Annotated in this window: 16 protein-coding genes; 5 read left to right on the forward strand and 11 right to left on the reverse strand. The window is 42.7% G+C overall.

Features of this window, described 5'->3' with window-relative positions; translation table 11 throughout:
• Positions 1-35: 35 nt before the first annotated feature.
• The 4 genes from AC1HJP_RS17585 to AC1HJP_RS17600 all read right to left on the reverse strand — a co-directional run bounded on the left by AC1HJP_RS17585 (position 36) and on the right by AC1HJP_RS17600 (position 7,211).
• A complete protein-coding gene (locus AC1HJP_RS17585) occupies positions 36-2,099 on the reverse strand; it encodes a S9 family peptidase (protein WP_480362876.1) in 2,064 nt (687 codons plus the stop codon).
• A 75-nt stretch (positions 2,100-2,174) separates the two neighbouring features.
• A complete protein-coding gene (locus AC1HJP_RS17590; RefSeq protein WP_480362877.1) occupies positions 2,175-2,726 on the reverse strand; it encodes a hypothetical protein in 552 nt (183 codons plus the stop codon).
• A gap of 164 nt (positions 2,727-2,890) precedes the next feature.
• Positions 2,891-6,040, reverse strand: coding sequence for an efflux RND transporter permease subunit (locus AC1HJP_RS17595; protein ID WP_480362878.1), 3,150 nt, complete (start codon positions 6,038-6,040; stop codon positions 2,891-2,893).
• A gap of 10 nt (positions 6,041-6,050) precedes the next feature.
• Entirely contained in the window at positions 6,051-7,211 is a 1,161-nt protein-coding gene (locus AC1HJP_RS17600; protein WP_480362879.1) for an efflux RND transporter periplasmic adaptor subunit, read from the reverse strand.
• A 281-nt stretch (positions 7,212-7,492) separates the two neighbouring features.
• On the opposite strand from AC1HJP_RS17600, the gene AC1HJP_RS17605 reads away from it, so the two are divergent.
• Positions 7,493-10,009 carry a zinc-dependent metalloprotease gene (locus tag AC1HJP_RS17605; protein ID WP_480362880.1) on the forward strand — a complete coding sequence of 839 codons (2,517 nt, stop codon included), beginning with the start codon at positions 7,493-7,495 and terminating at the stop codon, positions 10,007-10,009.
• Positions 10,010-10,100: 91 nt separating this feature from the next.
• On the opposite strand, the gene AC1HJP_RS17610 is transcribed toward AC1HJP_RS17605, so the two are convergent.
• Together AC1HJP_RS17610 and AC1HJP_RS17615 are read right to left on the reverse strand one after the other, a co-directional pair.
• Positions 10,101-10,388, reverse strand: a complete 288-nt coding sequence (locus AC1HJP_RS17610) for a hypothetical protein (RefSeq protein WP_480362881.1) — start codon at positions 10,386-10,388, stop codon at positions 10,101-10,103.
• Between the two features lie 310 nt (positions 10,389-10,698).
• A complete protein-coding gene (locus tag AC1HJP_RS17615) occupies positions 10,699-11,310 on the reverse strand; it encodes a hypothetical protein (protein ID WP_480362882.1) in 612 nt (203 codons plus the stop codon).
• A 199-nt stretch (positions 11,311-11,509) separates the two neighbouring features.
• Here AC1HJP_RS17615 and AC1HJP_RS17620 point away from each other — a divergent pair, with 199 nt between their 5' ends.
• The gene (locus AC1HJP_RS17620) at positions 11,510-12,673 is read left to right on the forward strand and encodes a tetratricopeptide repeat protein (protein ID WP_480362883.1); all 1,164 of its coding nucleotides are present in this window, start codon (positions 11,510-11,512) and stop codon (positions 12,671-12,673) included.
• 501 nt (positions 12,674-13,174) lie between these two features.
• Here the strand turns inward: AC1HJP_RS17620 and AC1HJP_RS17625 are convergent.
• The 3 genes from AC1HJP_RS17625 to AC1HJP_RS17635 all read right to left on the reverse strand — a co-directional run bounded on the left by AC1HJP_RS17625 (position 13,175) and on the right by AC1HJP_RS17635 (position 17,404).
• Complete coding sequence (locus AC1HJP_RS17625; protein WP_480362884.1) at positions 13,175-16,048, reverse strand: TolB family protein; 2,874 nt, start codon at positions 16,046-16,048, stop codon at positions 13,175-13,177.
• Positions 16,049-16,163: 115 nt separating this feature from the next.
• A complete protein-coding gene (locus AC1HJP_RS17630; RefSeq protein ID WP_349284882.1) occupies positions 16,164-16,418 on the reverse strand; it encodes a hypothetical protein in 255 nt (84 codons plus the stop codon).
• 134 nt (positions 16,419-16,552) lie between these two features.
• Positions 16,553-17,404 (reverse strand): D-hexose-6-phosphate mutarotase, encoded by an 852-nt coding sequence (locus tag AC1HJP_RS17635; RefSeq protein ID WP_480362885.1) that lies wholly within the window; start codon positions 17,402-17,404, stop codon positions 16,553-16,555.
• 185 nt (positions 17,405-17,589) lie between these two features.
• On the opposite strand from AC1HJP_RS17635, the gene AC1HJP_RS17640 reads away from it, so the two are divergent.
• Positions 17,590-17,988: a YbaN family protein gene (locus AC1HJP_RS17640; RefSeq protein WP_480362886.1), complete on the forward strand. Its 399-nt coding sequence runs from the start codon at positions 17,590-17,592 to the stop codon at positions 17,986-17,988.
• Here AC1HJP_RS17640 and AC1HJP_RS17645 read toward each other — a convergent pair.
• Positions 17,985-18,899, reverse strand: coding sequence for a diguanylate cyclase (locus tag AC1HJP_RS17645; RefSeq protein ID WP_480362887.1), 915 nt, complete (start codon positions 18,897-18,899; stop codon positions 17,985-17,987). The genes AC1HJP_RS17640 and AC1HJP_RS17645 overlap by 4 nt on opposite strands.
• A gap of 464 nt (positions 18,900-19,363) precedes the next feature.
• On the opposite strand from AC1HJP_RS17645, the gene AC1HJP_RS17650 reads away from it, so the two are divergent.
• Positions 19,364-21,070 (forward strand): alkaline phosphatase D family protein, encoded by a 1,707-nt coding sequence (locus AC1HJP_RS17650; RefSeq protein WP_480362888.1) that lies wholly within the window; start codon positions 19,364-19,366, stop codon positions 21,068-21,070.
• Between the two features lie 140 nt (positions 21,071-21,210).
• Positions 21,211-23,331, forward strand: coding sequence for a methyl-accepting chemotaxis protein (locus AC1HJP_RS17655; protein WP_480362889.1), 2,121 nt, complete (start codon positions 21,211-21,213; stop codon positions 23,329-23,331).
• Positions 23,332-23,388: 57 nt separating this feature from the next.
• Here AC1HJP_RS17655 and AC1HJP_RS17660 read toward each other — a convergent pair whose 3' ends face one another.
• Positions 23,389-26,121: a M4 family metallopeptidase gene (locus AC1HJP_RS17660; RefSeq protein ID WP_480362890.1), complete on the reverse strand. Its 2,733-nt coding sequence runs from the start codon at positions 26,119-26,121 to the stop codon at positions 23,389-23,391.
• Positions 26,122-26,162: the final 41 nt, after the last annotated feature.

The following is a 26,162-nucleotide window of genomic DNA, read 5'->3' on the forward strand; positions in this document are numbered from 1 at the left end:
AGCCCGTCTTAGACATTTAAAAGTATAGCGTCTTATCAAGACGCCTGTTCAAGCAGGCTAATAAAAAATGCCTGCTCTAGGGCAATTTCCTCAAGGCGCTTAAAACGACCGCTTGCGCCGCCATGACCCGCCCCCATATCCGTTCTGAATAACAATAAAGAGTCTGTTGTTTTAGTTTCACGTAATTTCGCCACCCACTTCATCGGCTCCCAATACTGCACTTGTGAATCATGCAGACCTGTCGTAACCAAAATATGTGGATAAGCTTGTGGCAGCAAATTGTCATAAGGCGAATATGCTTTTATGGTTTGATAATCAGCTTCGTTATTTGGATTACCCCACTCGTCATACTCATTCGTTGTCAGCGGGATTGACTCATCAAGCATGGTTGTCAGAACGTCTAAAAATGGCACATGACATCCCACCCCTAAATACAATTGTGGCGCTTGGTTTACCACTGCCCCCATTAGTAGGCCTCCCGCACTACCACCAGAAGCAAAGACTTTATGCAGATCGGCATAACCTTGTTCAACAAGGCTACGGGTCACATCTTCAAAGTCATTAAATGAGTTCTGCTTATGGGCTTTTTTGCCTTGCTCATACCATTCTCGACCTAACATTTCAGAGCCGCGAATATGCGCTATGGCATAAACAAACCCTCTGTCTAATAAACTCAGAGTATTACTCGAGAAGTTTGGATCTATGGTGATGCCATAAGCGCCATAGCCATACTGCAGCATAGGATTAGAGCCATCTTTATTGAATAATGACTTTTTATATACCAAAGAAACAGGCACTTTTACGCCATCTCGCGCCGTAATGTGTAGGCGCTCAGAGGCATAGTCATCCGCTGAAAAACCTCCGAGTACTTGCTGCTGCTTTAAGCACTGCTTTTCACCTGTGGCTAGGTCGCATTCATACACGCTACTCGGCGTAGTCAGACTTGAATAATGAATGCGCACGGCAGTTGATTCTGGCTCAGGATTATTGCCCATATGCGCGCTATAACACACATCATTAAATGCCAATGTATGGCTACCGCCCTGATAGTCATGTACGACAAAACGTGTTTGTCCTAAACAACGTTCAGTCACAATATAATGGCTATTGAAAAGCTCTAACCCTTCAATCAGTACGTCTTCTCTGTGTGCAATCTGTGTCTGCCACTTTGCAATATCAGCGATATCTTCTAGCTTTGCTGTACAGAGCTTAAAGTTTTTTGCTTGGTAGTTAGAGACAATGAAGTACTGCTCTGCAAACTTATCAATACCAAACTCATGGCCTTCTAAACGCGGGCACAATAACTCAAATGCCTGCTCAGGATTATTAGCATCGAGCGCCCATTGTTCTGATGTTTCGGTTGCAGCTAGATAAATATAGATCTGGCTATCATCACGACTTTTTCCTAAGCCCATATAAAACTGACGATCTTGCTCTTCATAAACCATTACGTCATCTGATTGAGGAGTGCCCAGTACATGTCTGAACACTTGAAAACCAAGTAGAGTTTGTAGGTCTTTTTTTACATAAAAAACCGTACGATTGTCATTGGCCCATACTACTTGGCCTTCGGTATTTTCTAACTCATCAGATAAATATTCGCCGCTTTCTAGATTGATAAACTTTACTTTGTAAATACGTCGGCCATCAGTATCTTCGCTATAGGCCATCAGCTCATCGTTTTGGCTGACCGCCATGTCGCCAATATCATAATACTCGTAAGGTGCGGCAAGTTCATTGACATCCAGTAGCAGTTGCTTGTTTTGCATTTCAGCATTATCTGCTCGGTAGTGAAACGCGTATTCGTTGTCACCCGCCACTTCACTCATATACCAGTATTTACCATCTTTTACTGGCACTGAACTGTCGTCTTTTACAATACGCCCTTTCATTTCTTCAAACAGTTGATCTTTTAGAGCATCGTGGGGGGCCATGACCGCTTTTAGATAGTCGTTTTCAGCCTCTAAATGCGCCAGTATTTCTGGGTCTTGGCGATTATCATCACGCATCCAATAGTAGTTATCGACGCGTTGCTCTGCATGCGTCTCTAAAACATGGGGGATTTTTTTTGCGATTGGGGCTGAAATAGACTGACTCACTTGCCTTTCCTTAAATAAGTTAATTAGCAGCAGTGTACCATAGTCAAACGACCTGAAAAGGGAATACCATATAGCTCAGCACACCTCCCAAGCCATTTCCCACAAAGCACCAATTCCAGGTTCAAAGTCACCGCTGGTATCACGACAATATTCACTAAATGGCCAAGCTTTGCACTTATAATAACGTCCCGTACCTTGGTGCCAAACTTTGGTACCTGGCTGATAGTTTTGCGGTTGCTGAGGGTAGATATTTTGAGCGTGCGCTTCATCACTTCGCACTTTCGGCTTAGCCGTACATTGATAGCTGAGTTCGAACTGAGTAATGCCACTACTTGGGTGGCTAAAGACAGGTAACTCTCCGTAGCCCACTTCCCAGCCCAATAAAGCTTTTTTTCCCACCTTCACGAGAGGCAGATGAAAGTTAATGAGATTTGCCAGTTCACGCGTCCAATATTGTGATGTTTGCATTGCGTTATAAGCAATGTTTAAAGTGAGCTGCAACGCTTCTACTTCACCTTTTGCCGTGAAAAAATGCGCAGTGACAGCATCACCGACATACAGGTGACGATTCTGTTTTAATACTGATATCTGTTGCCATTCATCAAGTATCAATGGGCGCCTAAGCATAACTATCTCAAAATAAAGAACGAAGTTAAATTATAACGAGAGACACCTCAATCTCAACCTTTTTACTATAAAAAAAATATTAATTACTACTTTTGTATTTTTATTCATGTTCTACATAAAAAAGGCCAGCATATGCTGGCCTAGATATTCTCTAAAATAAGGTATTAGACATTTTGTACTTTACCTTTAGGCTTAATCGCATTACCAGCGCGCTTAATCAAGCTTCCACCCTTACCGAATATATTACCAATATCAGTCAATATGATGTACAAACACGGTACCAGTAATAGTGTGATTAAGGTCGCAAATACAACGGCAAAGCCCAGAGACACGGCCATTGGAATTACAAACATTGCCTGTAAGCTGGTTTCAAACATGATCGGCAATACGCCCACAAAGGTTGTAATTGATGTAAGCGTGATCGCACGGAATCTTGCACAACCAGCTTCAATCACCGCTTCTTTTAATGAATGACCCGCTTTACGAGATTGGTTTACAAAATCCGTCATTACCAGCGAGTCATTGATAACAACCCCCGCTGCGGCAATGATCCCGTAAAGTGACATCAGACTTAAATCTAAGCCAAATGCTAAGTGACCCCATAACGCACCGACCAAGCTAAACGGAATAACTGACATAACAATCAGTGGCTGAGAGTAACTCTTAAGCGGAATTGCCAATAAGATATACACTAATAGCATACCAATAATGAAGAATACGATTTGCTCATTCGTTTGCGCTTGCTGCTCTTCAATCGCACCACCTAGCTTAGTTTTAACAGATGGGAACGCCTTAATAAGCTCAGGTAATATTTCATCATCAATGCGTTTAGTAACAGCATTAGGTTCTACAACCTCTTCATCGATATTACCGTACACATACACAGTGCGGTAACCGTCTTCACGACGAATATAACTGATACCCGGTTTTTCAGAGATCTCAACCACATCACCTAGCATCACCTCTCGACCTTGCGGCGTTTTGATCACGGTGTGTTTTAATGAAGAATACGCTTCACGAGTCAGCTTTGGATAGCGCACCATAACACGTACTTCTTCACCGTTACGGATCACACGCTGTGCTTCACCACCGTAGAAGCTTGCACCTACTTGAGAACCAATATCTCGTAAAGTTAGGCCCAACTCATAAGCAACAGGTTTCAGCGCTAGCTGGATCTCTTTACTTGCAGGGTCAATGGTTGAACTCACATCAAAGATGCCTTTTTCAGTTTGTAGCATACTGATCAATTGGCGACCGGCTGCATTCAGCGTATCTATGTCAGAGCCAAACAATAAGTAACCGAAGTCACCATTACCACCCATGTTTATCACTTCATCGTCAATTTGGATTGACTTCATGCCTGCAATTTCAGGAAGTTGTTCACGCCAACGACGCGTTAACTCAAATGTATTAAACGGACGGTCTTCTTCATCAACGAGTGGTGCTAGTAGACGGCCTTCAGTACGACCTTGGTTAAATACCATGACATCACGTAACATAGTTGCGCCATACTCTTGCTGAATTTGCTTATCTACATTCAGCACTACAGCCTCAAGTTTTCTAATCGCCTCAATTGTCTGTTCATCAGACACATTGTCATTCATGGTGATATTAATACTTGGGAAGTCATGTGGGATCTTTGGTAAGAACAAGGTACGCAACATACCACTGCTGCTCAAAGCAATACTCGCGATGAACATACCAACAAAAGCACATAACACAGTCCAGCGCCACTCTACACAGAGTTTCACAAAACGACGATAAGGCCCATTCACAAAACCAAAGAACTTAGTATTAAACTTATGACGCCAGCTGTCTTCTTTTAGTGGCTTAAACTTAATCGCAGCGATATGCGCTGGCAAGATCAGTTTAGATTCAATCAAGCTGAAGAAAAGACATAGTAATACTACACCAGCGATATTAATGAAGTTGGCACTCTCAGGACCTGTCGAGAACATGAGTGGCGCAAATACAGCCATAGTTGTCAGTACACCAAAGGTTGCTGGCGTAGCAACACGTTTTGCACCTACAATCACGTTATGCACACCTGGGCCTTTTTTCTCTACCTCAGTGTAGGCGCTCTCACCGATTACAATCGCATCGTCAACGACGATACCCAGTACCATGATAAAGGCAAACAATGAGGTCACATTAATGGTAATACCCAGTACTGGCATTAACATTACCGCACCCAAGAAACATACTGGAATACCGATGGTTACCCACATTGCTAGCTTGAATCGTAAAAACAAGAACAGCATTAAGGCCACTAAGAACATACCTTGTAATAAGTTGCTCTTCATCATGGTTAAACGACCATTTAAGTAATAAGTCATATCAACCAATGATTTAAGCTCAACTCCCGCTGGTAGCTCTTGATTCTTCAACTCAATGAATTTCTTAACCGACTCAGCAACCGGCACCATGTTTTGCTCTTTGGTTGCCTTTACAGAAATAAATACTGCGTTCTTACCATTAAGCTTGAAGTAACGCTCACCTTCAGTGAATTCATCTTTGATTTCTGCAATATCTCGTAGTAGTACTTTACCGCCATGCGCACCTACTTTTACCGGTAGCTGACGGAACTCGTCACCATTATAAGACTGGTTTTCAATACGCACCGAGATGATGCCAGAGTCAGTACGTAGCTGACCTGCAGAGAAGTTAGCAGAGTAGTTGCGAATGGTGCTTGCCACGTCGTTAATAGTTAAACCATATTGGCGCAGCATATCCGGTTTAATCTCAATGGCGATTTCATCTAAAGGGACACTCACGTCCACCAATGACACATTGTTGAGTTGCAATAACTCATCCTCAATGCGCTTTGCCATCGGTTTTAATTCGGTCAGTGGTAAATCTGCTGACAAGGTCATTTCTATGACTTGCTGCTGGAATTCAATCTGATTAATGGTGACCGGTTCCATCGCTGCTGGGAAAGTCGCAATGCCATCGACACGCAATTTTACCTTGTCTAACACGTCAGTTAGTTCAACGTCTGGATCGATTTCTAATGTCGCGCTACCGCCATTTCGGTTTGCGCGGTACACACCTTCTTTGATTTCAGTGACATCTTTCAATGCCTCTTCAATCTTCATCAGAATACTTTCTTCGATTTCCTGCGGTGAAGCACCCGGGTAGTTTGCCGCAACCGTAATGTAGTTAATCTCTACATTAGGAAACATCTGCCTTTGAATGGTGTTATAGGTGTACAAACCAATAATGATGATGAAAACCATCAATAAGTTGGCCGCCACCGAGTTTTTCGCAAACCAAGCAATTAAACCGGTTTGCTTTTCAAGTTCAGTTTGACTCATCTGCTACTCCTTAAAGCTTGTCTGTGGTTTCAGCTTTAGATGAATCTGAACCAGCAACTTTTACTGACATCCCTGTTTGCGGGTATTCAGGCAAAGTAGTTACCAGTTTTTCGTTGTCTTTTAGACCTGTGCTCACGTAGAAGTATTCACCTTCTTCACGGATCACCTGCACCTTGCGAGACTCAAGTTGGCCTTCGCTATTTAACAACCATACCGTGTTGTTATTGACCAAATCTTGCGGCAAGCGATAGATGCTATTTAACGTTTTGCCAGAGAAGTTTACTTGTACGTATGAGCCAAATTTCACTTGTGGCTGCTGCGTCTGTAACCCATATGGATCTGCAATTCTAACAACCAGATTTACCATGCGCGTTGCTTTATCAACCACACCTAAATCACGGTGAATTTTTGCAGAGCGGGTAAAACCGTTTAAGCCCGTCTGAGTGATAGTTGCATCTAAGCCCTCAATACGCTCTGGTAAAAAGGCACTATCAAACCCTGCAACCGGAATGATCACTTCCGCATGCTCAATATTATTTAGCTGCGCGATACTGCTACCCATGCTGACAAACTGACCTAAACCCACATCACGAGAAACAATTAACGCATCGTACGGCGCAACTACATCACAGTTGTCTAAATCTCGTTGTGCACGTTTAAGTGCTGCTTTAGCTGACTTTAAAGCGGCTTGGGCACTTAGAAGCTGCGGTTTACGAAGGAATAAGTCGGTGTGTTTTTTACTTGGGAAACGTTTTGCTTCATCGGCTGCCACATCTGCAAGCGCTTGTTCTTCAATCAGTTTAGCTTCTGCGCGTGTTACTTCTGCCTCTGCTTGTAAGACAGCCGCTTCATAATTGTCTTTTTCAATACTCAGTAACACTTCGTCTTTGGCGACAATGCCACCGGTTACGAAGTTGTCGTGCCAAGCGACTACTTCGCCTGAAACCTGAGCTGAAAGCCTAGTACTTTCAAAAGGTTGAACTTCACCATAGCTGTTAATGACAACTTGATGGTCAAGTGCTGAAACCGCTTCTACAGCAACAACAGGTCTAGTATCTACCTGCTCCTTTGCATCCGGCTCATTTGCCAAAGCATTGATGCCCTGTGCGCCCATCATCCCAACAACAATAGCTGCGACAGGGAATATCCATTTTAGTACCTTCGTTTGCATAACGATTTCACCTATTAAAAAATTTTCTAGCCTTCTCTACTTTCTATACTAACAAGATTAATACCAAGAAAAATGTGACATTTGTAAGAATCTGTTACAGCTAATACGATGAATAGCAGGCGTTTGGTTTTACATACAATGTTACAAAATCAAAAGCCATAAAAATCATAACCTTAACAACATTCAAACTGACCCAACTATGTCATCAATCGCATCAATATGGCTTTATAAGTCATATTCGGTACACTAAAAAATCCAAAGAAAAATTAACAAGCGTACTTATGAAAAAAACTGCCCTTTCAATTGCGCTAGCACTGACTTTTGCTAGCCAAGCAGCCATTGCTGCCGATAAGAAAAAAGAAGATAAAAAAGAAAAGACCATTGCCAGTCTGATTGAAAACAAAACCGCATTCAAAGGCGTATTTGAGCTTTACCAAGATAAGAAAACAGGTGAGCACTTATTGGTTTTAGAAGAAAGCCAATTAAACACCCCTTTTGTGTATTTTGCACATACCGTTGACGGTGTAACTGATGCTGGTCATGTTCGTGGTAGCTACCGCGAAACTAAACTGATTGAATTTAGACAGCATTTCAACCGCATCGATATCATCAGCAAAACACCACGCTACCAGTTTGAAGAAAACACTGCACTAGCACGTGCAAGCGAAGCAAACATCAGTGAAGCGGTACTGGCGAGTGTAAAAATTGAAAAACAAGAAGATGGTAAAATTGCTTTTAAAGCTGACAAAATCTTCTTAAGTGAATCACTACATAAAGTATCACCTTGGAAGCGCGCTGGTGACAAAAATGCCAGCAAACGCTTCAACGTGGGCAAGCTTGATAGCAAGAAATCTCGCATCATCAAACAGCGCCCATATTCAAACAACTTAGACATTGTTGTTGATTATGTATTTAGTAACCCGAACCCAAGTGTGCGTGGTTCTGCCGCAGTAACAGATCCACGCTCTGTGTCAGTCAAAGTTCAGCACAGTTTTGTGGCACTACCTAAAAACGATTACCAGCCTCGTAAAGACGACGCGCGCATTGGTTACTTCACAAACCAATTCGACGTGATGACATCACCTGATTGGACACCTTACAATGACGTAATCAAGCGTTGGGACTTAGTGAAAAAAGATCCAAGTGCTGATTTATCTGAGCCTGTAGAGCCAATTGTATGGTGGATTGAAAACACCACGCCTGTTGAATGGCGTGACACAGTGCGTGACGGCGTATTGGCTTGGAACAGTGCATTCGAGAAAATCGGTTTCAAAAACGCATTGGTTGTAAAAGTACAACCTGATGATGCAGAGTGGGATGCAGGCGACATTAACTACAACGTGCTACGTTGGACATCGTCACCTCGCCCTCCTTTCGGCGGTTACGGTCCTGCACTTGCGCACCCATTAACGGGTGAGATTTTAGGTTCAGACATCATGCTTGAGTATGTGTTTATGAAGAACCGTTGGATCTACGACACACTTTACAGCCAAGGTGCAATGAGCCACAGCAATGCCGATTTAGGTGAACATGATGCGATGAACTGTTCATTAGGTCATGAGCTACAAGGCGAAATGATGACTGCCAGCCTATCAACAGGCAGCGACATCGAACGTAAAGAAATGCTTCGCCAAGCCCTTGTGCAACTTATCTTACACGAAGTAGGTCACACACTAGGTCTTAACCACAACATGAAGTCGTCTATCATCTGGGATGAAAACGAAGTACACGATAAGAACCTAACACAAGGTATCGTGACCGGTTCAGTGATGGATTATGCACCTGCGAACATTGCGCCACTTGGTAAAAAACAAGGTGATATCTTCCAAACTCGTCCGGGTCCTTACGATGATTGGGCAATTGAATACGGCTACAGCGTTGCAGCAAGCACAACTGATGCAGAAGAAAAACGCCTTGAAGCAATTCTATCTCGCTCAAACGATCCAAAACTAACATTCGGTAATGATGCAGACGATATGCGTGCACCAGGTCGTCATATTGACCCTCGTGTGATGATCGGTGATTTATCGTCGAACCCAGTAGCCTACGGTGTTGACCGCATGGAGCTTATCGACAGTCTCCTAGGCAAGCTAACTGATACTGCTCGCGTTCAAGGTGAATCACACCAGCAACTGTTAACTTCTGCAAATGTACTATTCGGCCAATATAAGCGCCAAGCTGACGTGATCTCTCGTCAAATTGGTGGCGTATATGTAGAACGTAACGTAGTAGGCACAGCTGATGATGTAAAACCATTCACACCGGTACCTCTAGCGCGCCAAAAAGAAGCGATGCAAGCACTTGCTGATAAAGTGTTTGCACCAAACGTACTAGCGAATATGCAGCCTCTGTATAACTACATGCAGCAACAGCGTCGTGGCTTCAACCACTATGGTAAGAACGAAGATCCGAAAGCGCACAAAATGGTATTAGGCATGCAGAAGTCAGTGCTGAACCAACTGTTACACCCAAATGTGTTACAGCGTTTATCTGATACGGCACTATACGGTAATGAGTACGCGTTAAACGACTTTATGACTGATTTAACCGCTGGCATTTTTGTGAAGAGCAAAGAAGTAAGCACATTCAGCCAAAACCTACAGGTTGAATATGTAAATCGCTTAATCAAAGCTGCAGGCCTTGGTAAACCAAGCCGATATGACAATCTTGCTAAAGCAGCAGCGTTATACCAGTTACAACAAATTAATGACATGAGTGCACCTTGGGGCGCTGACACAGCGACTAAAGCACATCATGCTTACATTAAGCGCCTAATCGAGAAAGCATTAGACGCTTAATCATCCAGTTTGCATTGTGATGTTAAAAGGCCAGCGAAGTTTATGCTGGCCTTTTTATTTATCTGTTCTAATTAAGATGAAACTTGATCAACTACATTTTACTGGCTTCGATCGGCTGAATGGCCACAATACCTTGATTTCGAATGGTCACATTAAAATGCTTTTGCCCACACTCAAGTGGATAAACGCCGTCTTCTAGCCCTTTGTTGGCCAAACTGTTTAACGCCGCAGCAAGTAAAATGGTGTCATCTTCTGTCTGCTCGCCGCGTTTCGCCATATATGCCATGCCTTGTTGCATCGCTTTTTCAACTACAATGCCCGCCACTTTTTTGCTGGCCTGCTGTTTAAACAATTTAAAAAGTAAGGTCTTAATCAACACAAACATTTCCTTCAGCCTTAGTCACCTTTGTCTATTATGCAATATACCCATCAGTCCCAATTTTAGAAAATTAAAATCGTAAAAAAATGCAACAAGGTATGACTATATGAATCATTATCAAAAGGTTTTATGCATTTAAATAGGCCTTGCTATTCGTTGCCGCACTGAACTCAGCCATGAAGAGGTAAAATAAGAAATTAAAGCTTTATTACTCTTGCATCTTAGCTTTTTAACAAACCCACTTTGAATAACCACCAAGACGGTGCAAAAGTGACAATGCTTGCCACTTTGACCTTTATTGTACGCAAGTTTAGGCCAGTGCCGGACGGCGGTAGTAATGAATACACGCCAGCTGTGCAGCATTGGTGAGCAAAATCATCACAAACGTGAGTACGTGCGCCACACTTACTTGCGTCATATGTAACTCTGCACTCAATCCGGTTAAACCAGCAATAAATTGCAGCGAAAAGTAACGGGCACTCAAGTTCGACACATCCCCACTTTTAATCGTTTTATAAGTTTGTGGCATAACTCTGACTGAGCTCATCACTAAACCCACATAGGTTAGGCCATTTAACAAACTTGCCGCATCGGTATTTGGTAATAATAACAGCCCAAAAGGCAGTACCGAGCACAGTAGCATTATCGCCAACTGCCTACGTTGCTTTTCATCTGAGTTATAACGCACAAAGTAATATAAGATCAGCGCACTCAAGGCGCCGGTCACCACAAATGGCAACACCATAAATAAGCGATCAAAAAACAAATTGTAAGCAATAAAGTAACTACTCTGTGCCACACCAAAGCTCATCATCATCAGTGACAGCCCTGATACACTGCGATTACGGCGCACTTTATTAATTAAAGGCCAAAAGCTAAAGACTAAAATAATGGATGAGACGATCGGCAAGTAGTCGAACAACACAGGCTCCTGTAACGATATTGTGAACAAGTAAAAAAGGCGTAACCATCAATAAAACACGATGTAAAACACTGATTTTTATAGATAATTGAAAGAAGGCGCGCATTGTAGTGAATAACTTTACAAATACAAGCATACAAGGTAAGAATAGAAATTGAGCAGTGCAAAGCTAGATTGACAGATAACAAGGAGCTGTATTTTGCGTTATTTAATTATGTTTCTTTTCATCACTTTTTTACTGACTGGTTGTAATTCGACACAGTCTAAACCAGAAGAAAAAGCTGTCATTCCTTCACCTATTTCATTAGCAAATCACGCCTTATTTAAGTTAGAGCCCGTTCCCAATGAGAAAGAAATCTTCTCTTTACCAAAAGCTGAGCAAGCGAAGTTTTTAGAAAAATATAATCAGCTAATACTCAAAGGGGTCAGAGCAGATACTGCCATTTCACAGTATTTAGAAAGCTCTATTGACGGGTTCACTTACGACGGTGAAACGCTTACCGCGGCAGGTGCTTTAAGTAAACAAACAGGAAACTGTGTCAGTCTCGCTATTTTAACTCAAGCCTATGCTAATTTAGCAGGTATAGAAACAAGCTTTCGTGAGGTTTCGACTTATCCTATCTTTAAAAAAGAACAAGATTTATTGCTGGTATCCTCACACTTCAACACCAAATTATTCGCGCCCAAAGGAGAGCCAAAAGATGAGAGTTGGATTGAAATTATAAGGGCTGGCACCGTTGTTGATTACTTTCCACAGCAAAACACTTTTTACGTAGGTAATGCAAAGTACCCGAGCCTTGTTGCAAAATTTTATGCAAACTTAGCTTCTGAAGCACTAATAAAAGGCAACTTTGATTTAAGTTACTCTCTTGCTAGTGAAGCTTTTACGTTTACCCCTCATAACCCGGAGCTAATTAATCTGCTAGCCATTCTGCATCGCCGTGCTGGAGATACAGATACGGCGAAGAAACTATTTGAATTTGCTATAGAACATAAACTGGCAAGCAGTAACCTTATTGCTTCTTATCGCTTTTTAGCCAACCAGCTTGGCGATGCTGTCTTGGTAGATAAGCTTGAAGCTGAGCTAGAAAAAACCGCAAAAACCCCATTTGATTTTTTACAAATCGCGATAAAAGCAACAAATAAGGCGCAATTTAGCAAGGCGAAACGGCTCCTCAACGCTGTCATTAAACACTATCCTTACCTGCCAGAACCGCACTTTGAATTAGCTAAAGTTCACTACTTACAGAACCGTCATGACTTAGCCAAAATCGCATTAGAAGAAGCCATCAAAATGTCTGATTCTCAAGAAAAAACCGGCATGTATGAAGCGAAGCTTAAGTCTCTTGAGCTCACCCTATAAAAAACCTCATAGCCCTGTTCTTCACAGGGCAACTTACCAAGTCTGATGTAATTAGGCCAAAACTTCCCTTCCGACCTTTTCACTAATCGGGTCTAACTATATATTTACAATAAACATTTAAGAACAAAAAATGAATTCTCTACAACAAGTGCCTTTGCCAGCAACCCAAATACAAAAGCAGCGCCACCTGAACACGCTGAATCAAAATTTCTGTATGTGAGAATTATCATCACGTTACTTTTCTTACTTTATTATTTCGCAATTTAAGGCGATATATTTTGGTTAGAGGTAAGTGATAGTATGAATATGCTTAAAGGTGAAAATTCTTTGATGGACGAACTAAAAATTTTACTAGGGGTTATGACAGCCGCCGTCGGTAATATTTTGCATTATTGGTTTAAGAATTAAGCTTTACTAAAAAGTTAGCGTAATAAGTAGGTCTATTTATGCAAAAAATAAATAGACCTACTTACGAAATTAATTAAACTGAGCCTTGGTTAGTTACAAGTCAAACCACAGCCCAAGCCATGCACGGTTTTCGTTTTCAAAACGCTCACTTTCAACGCGGCTTAAGCCTATGTCGATACGTAGATCACTGATCCCCGCTGGGGCGAATTTTGCACTCCAATCACGACCATTAAACCAGGTGGTCCATTTGACTCCATAGCTTTGCCCAAATACCTGGTTATCTAATTGGTGCTGTTGGTAGTAAAGCCAAGGCGCATCTTCTGACATTGCCACACCACCACCATAACCTTGATAACGCTCAGCAACGCCGGCAAAGAAAGGTAAATCTGGTTTATAGATAGTATTTGCCATGACGTTTTGATCTATGAGGCTCGTTCTAAAGCCACCTAAATTCAACAACGTATCTTCTCGCTTCGCTTGCTCTACTTGTATATACAAAGGCATATGGAACGCTTTACCAAATATCGTCGCAGCAAGGTTATAGCCCTGCCAGTCCGTCTCACCTGATTTGCCGTCTAGCCACTGGGCTTTAATTTGCTGGCCAATCGCAAATGCCTGTTTGTCATATTGCCAACTTTGCTCTAGTCCAAGGCGCAACCAGCGTTCGTCTTGGTTTCCTAAGCCTGTGTCTAGTTCACTCGCATGTACGGCAGCGTGGCCTGTCAATGACAGCATATTTTGGCGATAGCTATGGCTAACCTGTGCGCTAAGCCCTGTTTGTTGCAGTGTATGCGGTGCCATTGTAGCGATCTCTGCCCCACGACTTTGCGCTGCAGTATCTAGTTCAAATGAAAACGCCTTTGCCTGCCACTCGGTGTTGCCTTGTTGCATTTTTACATCGGCAAAACCACCAACTAGGGTGCTGTCGCCCAAGCTTTTGCTTAGCCCAACATACCAGCTTACTTCTTCCAAGAAATCAGACCCTTTTACTCCCAGATGCAACACTTCCGTACTGGCACTGTAATACTGCGAGCCCAAGGTCATGGATGCACTATGATCCCATTTATCATAGGGTTTACTTTGCAATGGCTGCTGATAAATTTGGGCATCATCAAGTTGCACAGCTGCATTTGAAAGTTTAGGGGCTTGCTTAGTGTCACTCAAATCAGTGACCAAGCTGGCAGTATTATTCATGTCCAGTGTGTAAGCATCAGGGCCTTCTGACGAAACACCTAGATACAGCATTTCACTGTCGTTTAACTGCTGTGGAAAACTCACCACATGCTGGCCTTGGCTTAACTGCAACAACTGCTGCGTGCTAAAGTCATAAGCATATAGATTAATCGCCCCCTCTACACCGGCTACGTAGAACAAGGTATTGCCGTCTTTGGACCAACTGGGCTGAGTTAAGAATTGATAACCTTTAGGAGTAGGTACTTGAAAGCTGTTTTGTGTTTGCATATCTCGCACATACAGCTGCCAGTTTTGATTCAGCCCTGATTTTAAGTAGGCCAGTTTATTACCGTTTTCAGAGATCTCAGGATAGTCATATGTATCGCCCAGTTGATTGCTTGAGAGTATGGTTTCAGACCCATTACCAAGCTCTAAATTCACTAAGTGTGAATAACCATAGCGTACTTTCTCAGCCACAATCGCATTGTTGTTTTTATCTATCGCAAAACGGCGAATGCCCGCATCATCAGTTAACTGTGTGACTTGGTTATCATCGAGTGTCCACTGAAATAGCTCACCTTGCACCGCATGCTGATCATTTGGTTTTTGCATCGATGCCACGAAATACAAGGTATTTTCATCTTTCCAACGCGCATAGCGAATGCCTGAAAAGTTACTTGGCGTCAGGGTGTGCTTTTTTATTCTGCCAAAGGTCTCTGGGGCATTATCAGCTACATCTTTAGGATCTGCCGCGAGTAAGGCTTTTTGCTTTTCATTAAAGTCTTTTTCAGCCTTTTCATTGTCTTTGGTCGCATAGATATTAAGCTCAGTACGACCTTTGCTATCACGCTCAGTCACGGCAATGAATTCACCGCTCGGTGATAAACGCAGGTTTTTAGCGTCAAACTTAAAGTCATGCCATAACTTAGTATCCAACTCGGGCAAATCTTGCGCAGAAGCCATGCTCAGATAAGTGTATTCCGCGACAAAGCGCTTATATAATTTTGCAGGATGATCGCCAAATACGCCCTTAAACGCCTCGTCAAAATCACGAGACTCCACTGCTTGCATACGAGTCCAAACAGCGTCTAAAGTCTGCTCACCATAGTTCTTTTCAAGCCATGCCAAGTATCGCACACCGATTAAATATGCCATCGAACCACTCAAATAACTATCGTTACCATTATTGAGCGCAGAATAAGGTAATAATGCGCCTTGGCGAGCGAATTCTGTGAGGAGGGCTTCAGTGTAGTTATCAAATAAACGACCTCGGCCTGTCATTTTCGACTCCATCAAGGTGGCATATCCTTCTGCCACCCAACGCGGCATGATCGCAAGCGCGATATCGTATGGATCCCATACATCGCGAAGTGTTTGTCGCCATGTACTGCGATTAGGTTGAGATAAATGCACCAAATGAATGTACTCATGCAAAATCAATAGTTGCTGCCAACCACTGCTGTTAGAGATCACGGTGTCTGATTGCGGTGGCGTGGTAAATAACGCCATTAGAGGTTGATCAGTACTTGGTATCGCGAAGCCGTTTGCACCATGGTAAGGGTCAAAGACCACTACATCGGCTTTGGTTCCTAGGCTGCGATTTTGCTGCTCAAGTACTTTATTGCGAACTAACTCAAGCTCGTGTGCGGCAGATTCTGCCCAGCGCTTATGTCCTTGCGTGTAATGCACATTGAAGTGTTCGGTTTCTATGGTTTGCCACATCGGCGCGGCATAACTCATACTCGACAAAGACATGAGTGAGCCAAGGGCGACTTTTTTCATAACTGAATGCATGTTACGTGATCCTTTCTCAAATATGCGTAAAGCATAAGGGAATCACATTGTTAAGAATGTAGGCAAGCCGTATGAAATTGTAACATGGTGTTATGTAGCCAAAAGCTTAGCTGATTCAGAAGAAGCTATTCTCGCCCTGCTCAGGCTTTGCCAAAGTGATAAATAACGCCAAAATACCACCAGCTACCACAAACATAGTCACCGCCAACAGCATACTTAGTCCCATATAAAACATAGCACTGGCAATGATTGCCGCAGCTAACCAAGTCGCAATATGATGCAGATATTTAAATAGCGGTGTGTACGCTCTAATATTGACCAAAGCCATTATCATTAATACAACAACAGCTAAACTTAAAACAAAGATCATTACCCTTCCTTATTTTTACTGTGTCAGACACCATCCTTAAAACCGATTATATGCAAATAAGAATCATTATCAAGTTTGATTTGTAAAAAAAGCCACATCATGCAATGCAGCTTTTTAAAATGAATGAAAAGGCTTTATACCCAGCGCAATGTCGTTGTCAGCGTATGACTTTGCCCCGGTTCAACGGTAGCAGCGTCATCCATTACATTTGCCGCTTCTAGACACAGCATGGTTTTATATTCGTCATCTCTAAAGTTGCTTAAACGCTTAGACTTTTCAATCCACGGGTTCCAAAGCACGCAAGAAGTAGAGCTTTCACGACCCACTTCAATGTTTCCGTCTGGCGTTCGAATAATTTGCACTGGTGCTGCTTGGGTATACACCATGTCTGTTTCACGAGCGAAACCAACAACTTCATTTTGATCAAATGGGCCTTCACCAAATTCAATAAACTTTGAGCCCTGTAAGCCATCCACAGTCGTCGCTTCAATATTTGGTGTCGGGAAATAAGTATGAAGTGCTTGAGTTAAAGTAAATGCAGTATCACCCAGGTTAATATTAGTGAGGCTCACTTTTAACTGTTCTGTTAAATGAAATTCAACTTCAAGCTTAGATTTATGCGGCCAGTAGGTTTCATCAACCAAAGTCATAGGTAATGAAAGCTTAATCACAATGGCTTCATCGCTTTCATGTACTTCTTCAGCACGCCACATTAATTTTCGTGCCACACCATGAATTGGCCAATCAGGGTCGCTGTGCACACCAAACCATGGCCAGCAAATAGGAATACCACCACGAACGGCTTTGCCCTCTAGATAGTCTTCATCTTCTGACACCCAGATTAAATTGCCTCTGCCAACAGGCGTGAACTCTGTCAGTTGTGCACCTTGTAAAAAGATTTTGGCACTACAACGCGGACCGTCGACATTTAAATACTCGAGTCCAGACTCCGTGCGCTGGATAGAAACTGATGCTGAAAGTTCCATAATTCACCTAACTTCAAAATTTTGATATCTCGACTACATTACCGAATAACCCTACTCAGAGTAAACATATAAACGTCCAAATGAAGCATCTTCACTCAAACGTCATACATCAATGTTGCTGAAAAACTCGCAAACTAATAACTCTGTGATAAGCTTAAAATATTACATGTTGGCGAGATTAATTAATGAGCAAAAGTAGTCTTAAACTCTTTAATAAATGCTTTTGGCTACATGCCGCTGGGATCATTTTTGTCGGTCTTGGCTTTGTGGGTATGGCCTTACCTGTGATGCCAACCACCATCTTTTTTATTCTCGCCCTCGCCTGTTTTACCCGCTCATCACCTAAATTCGCCAACTGGCTACTCTCGCACCCTAAATTTGGTGAGCCGTTAAGACTTTGGCATGATCATCAAGTTATTCCTATCAAAGGAAAATGGGGAGCAGGTTTGGGGATGCTACTTGGGTATATGATTTTGCTGTATAGCCAACCCGCACTATGGGTGTTAATACTGGTTGCAAGTATTGAAGTGGCGGTGATGGTTTATATTCTGTCTAAACCATCTGCACCGCCTGTCAGTATTTAGTCAGCGCACTTATAGGTATTGCGCCCAGCGTCTTTTGCTTGATATAGCGCCTCATCTGCAGTTTGCATCAATGACTCAACAGAGGCACATGCTTTGGTGGCAGATGCAACGCCCGCACTAATGGTCACAACGCTATGCTCAGATTGACAATGTTCTAGTTCCATACCAGCAATTGCACGTACCAAGGTTTTGGCTATTATCTTCGCACCTTGTAAAGGGGTGTCAGGCAACAGCACCACGAACTCTTCGCCGCCATAACGACACACAGAATCAAGCGGTCTTCTAACGATTTCTTTTAGCTTATCAGCCACTTGTTTAAGTACATCGTCACCCGCCAAATGCCCATAATGGTCGTTATATTTTTTGAAGAAATCGATGTCGATCATGATCATAGAAAGTGAGTGAGCTGCACGATGACGCTGCTTTAGTAATCTTTCTACTTCGGTATCAAAGAAACGGCGGTTATAAATACCTGTTAAGCCATCAATAAAAGAATAGTTACGTAAAATATCTGCTTGAAGTTTATATTTAAGGTGCGTCTTTACACGGTTTTGCAGCGTTTTCGGTACGATAGGTTTAGGCACAAAGTCTACAGCGCCCGCTTCCCAACACTGTAACTGACTCTCTTCATTGGCGTTAGAGGTTACAAAAATAATTGGGATCTCAGATAGTGCCGGTGTTGCCTGCATGGTTTGGCAAGCTTCGAGACCCGACATGCCCTCTAATACCCAATCCATCAACACCAAATCGGGGGTTTCTTCTTGGCAATAAGCAATGGCCTGCTCTGCAGATTCAACGGTGACTACTTTGCAAGTGTCCTTCAAACACCCCACCAACAATCGGCGCATTAATTCAGAATCATCAACAATAAGCACTTCGCAACTTGCAAGGTCACTGACATCTTTAAACATAACTCAACTTTTCCATTTATAATTCTGGGAGTATACCTTGCAGCTTTTAACTTAATCGATCTGAACAAGTGCTGATACGAATACCAATTCTCAAAATAAATTACTTAATTAACAGTGATAGATATAACAACTTAGCGTGTCACCATTAAATACCTTTATCGACCAAGATTACAACAACTTAAACATCTAAAATCAGACACAAAGCCTAACTATACTAGTTCAGGAAACTATTTTTGCTCGGCTAGGATGATTTATACTGATTCTTCCTGACAGCTTTTGCCCAACCAAGCCCTTAAAATCGCTGATTTAAAATCATATAAATCAATATATTAATAATTATAGGCTGAGAAAATATGACACTAGCATGAATAACTTATTACAAGGTAAGACCAGTCGTAAAAATGTCATAACTCTTCTCTAACATCGCCTCTTTTCTTAAATAGAACAATAAAGAGGTACAACTCATGAAAGGGCTTTCACGTCGCAATTTTATTAAAAGTGCATTAGCTGGTGTCGGCGCTGCCACGGTATCTTTATCTTTAACTGGATGTGGGCACAATGACTCAAGTCCATCTTATAACGACTTTGCCGTTGCGTTTAATCATGGTGTGGCAAGTGGCGACCCTTTAACTGATAGAGTTATCTTGTGGACCCGAGTTACCCCTGAAGGTACACCTAATACTGTCAATGTCAGCTTAGAAGTCTCTCTAGAGAAGACATTTGAAAACATAGAATTTACAGAATCACTTTCTGCATTAGCGAAAAACGATTACACAGTAAAAGTCGATCTGACAGGGCTGAAAGCCAATACCCGCTACTATTACCGTTTCAAAGCCAACGAGAGCCCGTCACCTATGGGCGAAACTAAAACTTTACCTGAAACAGATGTCTCGCAAGTGAAATTGGCGGTTATGTCATGCGCAAATTACCCTGCGGGTTATTTTCACGCCTATGCTGAAGCAGCAAAAATGCAAGACCTAGATGCTGTGCTACATTTGGGCGACTATATTTATGAATATGGCATGGGCGGATACGCCACTGACAAAGCGACGGAACTTGGCCGAATGCTACCTGAAGATAACCAAGGCGAACTCATCTCTCTGACTGATTACCGAAAACGTTATGCGCTTTACAGAACAGATACTGGCCTGCAAGCCTTGCATGCAAAAGCGCCGTTCATTGCAGTATGGGACGACCACGAAGTTTGTAACGACGCCTATCTAGATGGGGCTGAGAACCATAATGACGATGAAGGCATGTTTGCCGACCGAAAAATGGCCGCGCTAAAGGCCTATTATGAATGGATGCCTATTCGACCATATGTTACAGGTCAAACCGAAAGCCTATATCGAAAATTTGATTTTGGCTCTTTGGTGTCCCTTTACATGCTCGACACACGTCATGAAGCACGCGTTAAGCCGCTTGATTATCAGAACTACTTTGACCCAACATCTGGTCAGTTAGATACTGCAAGTTTCCAAGCAGATCTGGTTTCTCCCGATCAACAACTAATTGGAACTCAGCAGCTAACTTGGCTGACTGACAATATCAAAACCTCAGATGCCAAATGGCAAGTACTTGGCCAACAAGTGCTAATGACCAAAATGATGTTACCTGCAGAACTACTGGTTGCTATGGCTAACCCAAGTGCAGCAATTGCTTCACAAATGACTGAATTAGCGCAGTTAAAGGCACGCGCTCAGGCATCTGATCCAACGCTAACAGAACAAGACAAGATGCGCATTGGATTTACCGCCCCCTATAACTTAGACGCTTGGGATGGCTACCCTGTTGAACGTGAAATGTTGTTACAAACAGCTAAAACTGCAAACAAAAACCTCGTCACCATTGCCGGTGACACCCACAATGCGTGGTCTGGTAAGTTATGTACCGCACAAGGCGATGTATGTGGTTATGAGTTTGCTACGCCTTCGGTGAGCTCTCCGGGGCTAGAGTACTATTTACAACTACCTGAATCGCAAGCCAGCGAATTTGCAAAAGTACTCGAGTTACTTGTTGATGACCTAGAATTTGCCAACATCCACCAGCGCGGCTTTATGACACTGACATTTACACCTGATAATGTTGACAGTCAATGGCACTTCATCAGCGACGTACATAGCCAAGTATTCGGGGTTGAGAATAAAAACCTAATCCAGAAGACGCTATAACTCTCAACAAGGAAGATTAGGCACTTAGCTAATCTTCCTCCTTCAGTTGGCTCACTCCTGCCAGCAAAAAGTCATAAATTGTCTATATTTAGTTATACCTCGTAATTGCAGCGAATATCTCATAATTAAACGGTAGGAATATGAATCAGCTCTCTATTAAGATTAAGCTAATCGCTTTTATTTCCATCACACTCGTGTTGCTTGTCGCCTCACTAGTCACGATAAGTTGGGTTCAGCTCAACAATAATAATCAGGTGCAAAGTGAGCGTGTACAAAGTGTTGTGTTAGATGAAATTAATGCTCGGTTAACCGCAAAAGCAAAGCTGTATGCCGAGCAAGTCAGCGGTTATATCAACAAGGAGTATCAAATTCCTTATAGCCTATCTGGCGGTATTGCTAAAACAGCAGAACAAAGCCCGATTTCAAGACAAAGCCTATATTTAATGGTGTTGGGTGCACTCGAAAAAAACCAAGGGGTGTCGTCAATCTATGCACAATTCGAAGCCAACGGCTATGATGGTAAAGACAGTCAATTTAGCAATTCTGGCCAAACCCACTCAGTCCCTGGAGCGGGCTCCTTAGAGGTGTATATTACCCGTGATGCACCGGGTAAATTCACGCAACACCAAATAGAAGATCCGGGCGAAAAATACCTTAATGCCCGCAATGAGTTTGGCTTTAGAGAAAGTGAATGGTATCTGTGCGCCAAAGATAACCTTAAGCCCTGCATTATGGAGCCGTACTTGTATGAAATCACACCCGGTAATTCTGAGTTAATGACCTCTCTCACCGTACCTGTGATTGCCAATGGTCGCTTTATTGGTTTGGTCGGGGTTGATATAAATCTGCCACGTTTTCAGACCCTCACCGAAGAAGTATCGAAATCGCTTTATAACGGTCAAGCCAAAGTCAGTATTCTCAGCGATATAGGGTTAATCGTCGGCTCAAGCCACTACGACAAGCTGGCGCGCCCCTTAACAGAATCTCTGCCGGGTAACGCGGGCAAAACCATTATGGACAACCGTAAACAACAAACTCAACTCGAAATTGGCAGTAACCTCGTTTTCACTATGCCTATTGAAATTAAGGTCGCCAATACAACTTGGAGCTTGGTCATTGAATTACCGAAAGATCTGGCGCTTGCGCGCGCACAAGAGTTAGCAGAGCAGCAAGCAGAAGATACCGCGACCGTCGGCTCCAGCATGATCTTTATTGGGGTGATCACATCGGTTATCGCATTGGCCCTTTCTGTGGCTATTTTAAAGACCATTATCGACCCACTAACAGACATCAAAGACAGAGTAGAGAATCTTGCAAGTAACGATGGCGATTTGACCGTACAACTTGACGTCACACAACATGAAGAGCTCATTGCCATAGCGACAGGCTTTAACCTATTCACACAGAAACTGCGAAATATGGTCAATGACTTAAAAGGGCTCGCCAACAACTCTTATCAGCAATCAACCAAAACCTCGCAGGCCGCAGAGGACATTAAAGCCAAAGTAAACATGCAGCATATGGAAATCGACAGCGTGGTAACCGCCATCAATGAGCTCAGTGCCACTGCTAGCGAAGTGGCTCGCTCATCAGAAAATGCCGCAGCTTCAACCAATGCCACCAACGAAAAGGTAAAAGAGAGTGAGCGTGGTATTTCTGCCGCATCCGACTCTGTACAGGTGATGTCTGATCAAATTGCCAGTGCCAAAGAATCTATCAATGCGGTTGCCATTCGTAGTAGCGACATTACACAAATTCTTGATGTAATTCGCTCAATCGCAGAGCAAACCAACCTACTGGCTTTAAATGCGGCCATCGAAGCGGCACGCGCAGGTGAACAAGGTCGCGGCTTTGCCGTCGTTGCCGATGAAGTCAGGTCTTTAGCTTCAAAAACCCAAGACTCAACCAATGAGATCAGCCAGCTTATTGATAACCTTCAAAATGAGGTAAAAACGTCTGAAGACATCATTGAACGCTCAGTTGTACAAGCCAGTGATGCCATGACCCATTGTGGCAGCGCCGCGGCACAAATGAGTGAAATGGTGCAAGCACTTGATGATATCTCAAATGAAGTTACCCAAATAGCGACCGCTGCCGAGCAGCAAAGTGCGGTAACTGAAGACTTAAGTGCAAATATGACAGGGATTTCAGATGCGGCAGCCGAACTCGCGCAATTGGCTGACACCATTGAAGATGCCGCACAAGATTTGATGAAACTGGTCGAACACAAAAACACACAACTGGGTTTATTAAGAACCTAGGCTCATTTACACCTTTGAAGGGGCCGAATGGCCCCTTTAGTCTTACTATTTCTGCTTTTATAAACTCTGAAACGAAAATAATAAGGGCTTAGATGAGTCATTAGTCCACTTGAAGTCTAAACCTATATCAGCATGCATATAAACGCGGCGTGACACTTCTTTTACTACTTTGCCTGCTAACCTGATTTGTAGTTTGACCTCGTAGTCACTTCCCAACTGAGCGAGCTGTTTTTCTATCTGCCTCGTGGTGAACTTTTCACCGTCGAGCCACCAAATTATTTCATACTCCTCACCGAAACGATCTACATTAGCGATAGAAAGAGACACGTTATCATTATGTTGTCGCGCCATAATTGTGATATTTTCATGAGGCAAAGGCTGACTTAAAGAAACTTTTTTGCTTGTTGAAAACTCAGCTGTACCATCAACTTTTGACATTACTAAAGAGACGTCAAACTCGCCGTATTCTGCAAAGTCATATTCAAAAGGAACATTGCTCTCCTTTTTAAATGACTCGTTGTTAATTACCCACTGATACTCAAAAGGAGCTGCTAACTCTGCATGGCTTGCCAGCAGTACACATTTAGTATTTTGTGCCTGACATTCAATAACTAAGTTAGGATCGGCAATCAGTTCAATCTGCTTTTCAGCTCGGCTAAGTACGCGGTCATTCTCAACATGTTCAAGCGATACAGCATATGCACCTTGTGCATTCATGTCTTGCCTTAATTGACTGTCTGTTTGCTCAATAATTTGTTCAGGTAAAATCCAACGAAACATAGCTTGCTCGCCATAGCCCGGCAAAACAGCAAGATGTAATGTTTGCTCAACTTGCTTGTAGCTAAACTCTATTGGCGTACTAGGTGTACCTGCTTCAATATGTACTTTCAGGTCAACAGACTGACTTAACTCATTTGCTGTACATGCACTTACTGCTAAATCATCAATGCGAAATCTCACCAACATATCGCCAGGTAGAGCATCAACATTGGGTAACTTAATCGCAGAATTGTACTCAGTCGTATTTAGTACCTTTTCATCGTCTGAAAACTGACGATCTCTATTCAAATCATAAAATATCGATACTACTTTATCCGTGGGCATGTTGTGTAATTGAAATTCCCCTAATGCCTGCTGATACCATGCGTTCTGTGGCACCAAGAACGTATAACCTTGCTCCAAAACAAAGTCTTCACCATTTATGCTTAGTTGATTCGATAATAGATTACTCGTTTCTGGCTGACACCAAGGGTCTGCAAAAATACTCAAAAGCCTATGGCCTGTTTTGGTCTCACCTTGCGTGTTTGTCGTTTCAATAGAAAGTATGTGTTCGCCTGATTCTAAATTAAGTTGCGCTTGTTTAATGGCATTAAATTGTGACTGAGTATTAAAATTCGACTGCCACTGATACAAAGGTTGCTCATTAAGGCTTATATTCACGGCACTTAACTCGGCTTGCTCAGGCTCAGCTAAGGCATAATTGATCGAGGTATATAAACGTTCAATAGAAAAATCGAGGTTATTCACTAAGCTATTAGTAGGAATTAAGCCGACCTCTTGCAACTTAACTGACACCCTTGCTTTGTCTTGTTCTTCAGCCGCATCTATCAAACAAAATGCCGCATGTTCAATCGTGGTGTTTTCTACAAAACACGTCTGCGCCGCCTTCATAGTTAAGCGAAATGTTTTTGCAATACCCCACCCATCTGAAATCGACAAACGATAAAAGAAACGATTAAAAATACCTGCTTGATAATGTGGGCCAGGCGTTTTCGTTTCGATATCACGCCAATCATCAATACTCTTACCATCTGTCATCGGTGAGTATAAATAGCGTAACGCCCTATTATGAACAAATTTGTCCCAGGCCACGGCATAATAAAAATTACCATCAGAGGATAACTGTTGATGCGCATCAGACTCTATAAAGTTTTGTTCGCCACCCGCTCGTAGCCTTTTATAAAACTCACTGCGAACAAACAGTGCAGTAAGGTCGGAAAACGCCTCTCCGATGACCGAGCTATCACCAGCGCTATGGACTATTTTCGAATTCCATGTCAACAAAGCATGACCTGTTTCATGGGCGATGATATCTAATGAGGTGCTGTGAGAAAACTGACCAGCGTTTGCGAGCCCATCATCCAATAAAACATGCTTACCATCCCAACTACTCGTAAGATACGTCCTGTCACCCCCGACTATTACACTAAGTTGCTCCAGGCAATAATCAGCACTCGCTGAACACGCTTCTGCTGAATCTGGGTACATTTGGGCAAATTGCTGACGCAGTATGTCCATGGTAATACCCGCATAAAAATGTGCATCATTTTCAGCTTGAAAAGCACCACGCCCTATATAGTCAAATAAAACCCCAGAAAGGTTTGCACTCTCTATCGCCTCACCATTACAGGCGTAACTATAAACCGGGTAATCAACTGTATTCTGGCGGGTAATGACGGCGGCGCTTTCTAAAGAGCAAACACCATTTTCATGCTTGACAACAAACGGGTAACCTTTGTATTTAGAAAACAACTGGCTATTCTCATCTCGATACAGCAAGTTGTATTGCTCAGGAATATAGGGAAACAGCGCTCTGGCTCGAGGATGATCGGGTATCACAGCGGTTTGACAATCACGACTCGCAAATTCTGGCGCCTGCGCGCACAGCAACCCCATTTTAGCATTACCCATCATGGCAGGCACCGCGTGATAAGAAGCCTCATTGGCTGTGGCAGGCATAGCGAGTACAAATAAAGAAGCGAACAAGCTAGGCTTTAAATAATCCTTCAAAGCAAAGTCCTTATTGAGAATAAAATAGTATTTGGTGGACA

Source organism: Pseudoalteromonas sp. NFXS53 (assembly GCF_056629255.1).

What these genes read in the sequence shown, in the direction of transcription:
- AC1HJP_RS17590 (WP_480362877.1), bottom strand. Translation starts at nt 2,726, where the DNA reads ATGCTTAGGCGCCCATTGATACTTGATGAATGGCAACAGATATCAGTA.
- AC1HJP_RS17595 (WP_480362878.1), bottom strand. Translation starts at nt 6,040, where the DNA reads ATGAGTCAAACTGAACTTGAAAAGCAAACCGGTTTAATTGCTTGGTTT.
- AC1HJP_RS17600 (WP_480362879.1), bottom strand. Translation starts at nt 7,211, where the DNA reads ATGCAAACGAAGGTACTAAAATGGATATTCCCTGTCGCAGCTATTGTT.
- AC1HJP_RS17605 (WP_480362880.1), top strand. Translation starts at nt 7,493, where the DNA reads ATGAAAAAAACTGCCCTTTCAATTGCGCTAGCACTGACTTTTGCTAGC.
- AC1HJP_RS17625 (WP_480362884.1), bottom strand. Translation starts at nt 16,048, where the DNA reads ATGCATTCAGTTATGAAAAAAGTCGCCCTTGGCTCACTCATGTCTTTG.
- AC1HJP_RS17630 (WP_349284882.1), bottom strand. Translation starts at nt 16,418, where the DNA reads ATGATCTTTGTTTTAAGTTTAGCTGTTGTTGTATTAATGATAATGGCT.
- AC1HJP_RS17635 (WP_480362885.1), bottom strand. Translation starts at nt 17,404, where the DNA reads ATGGAACTTTCAGCATCAGTTTCTATCCAGCGCACGGAGTCTGGACTC.
- AC1HJP_RS17640 (WP_480362886.1), top strand. Translation starts at nt 17,590, where the DNA reads ATGAGCAAAAGTAGTCTTAAACTCTTTAATAAATGCTTTTGGCTACAT.
- AC1HJP_RS17645 (WP_480362887.1), bottom strand. Translation starts at nt 18,899, where the DNA reads ATGTTTAAAGATGTCAGTGACCTTGCAAGTTGCGAAGTGCTTATTGTT.
- AC1HJP_RS17650 (WP_480362888.1), top strand. Translation starts at nt 19,364, where the DNA reads ATGAAAGGGCTTTCACGTCGCAATTTTATTAAAAGTGCATTAGCTGGT.
- AC1HJP_RS17655 (WP_480362889.1), top strand. Translation starts at nt 21,211, where the DNA reads ATGAATCAGCTCTCTATTAAGATTAAGCTAATCGCTTTTATTTCCATC.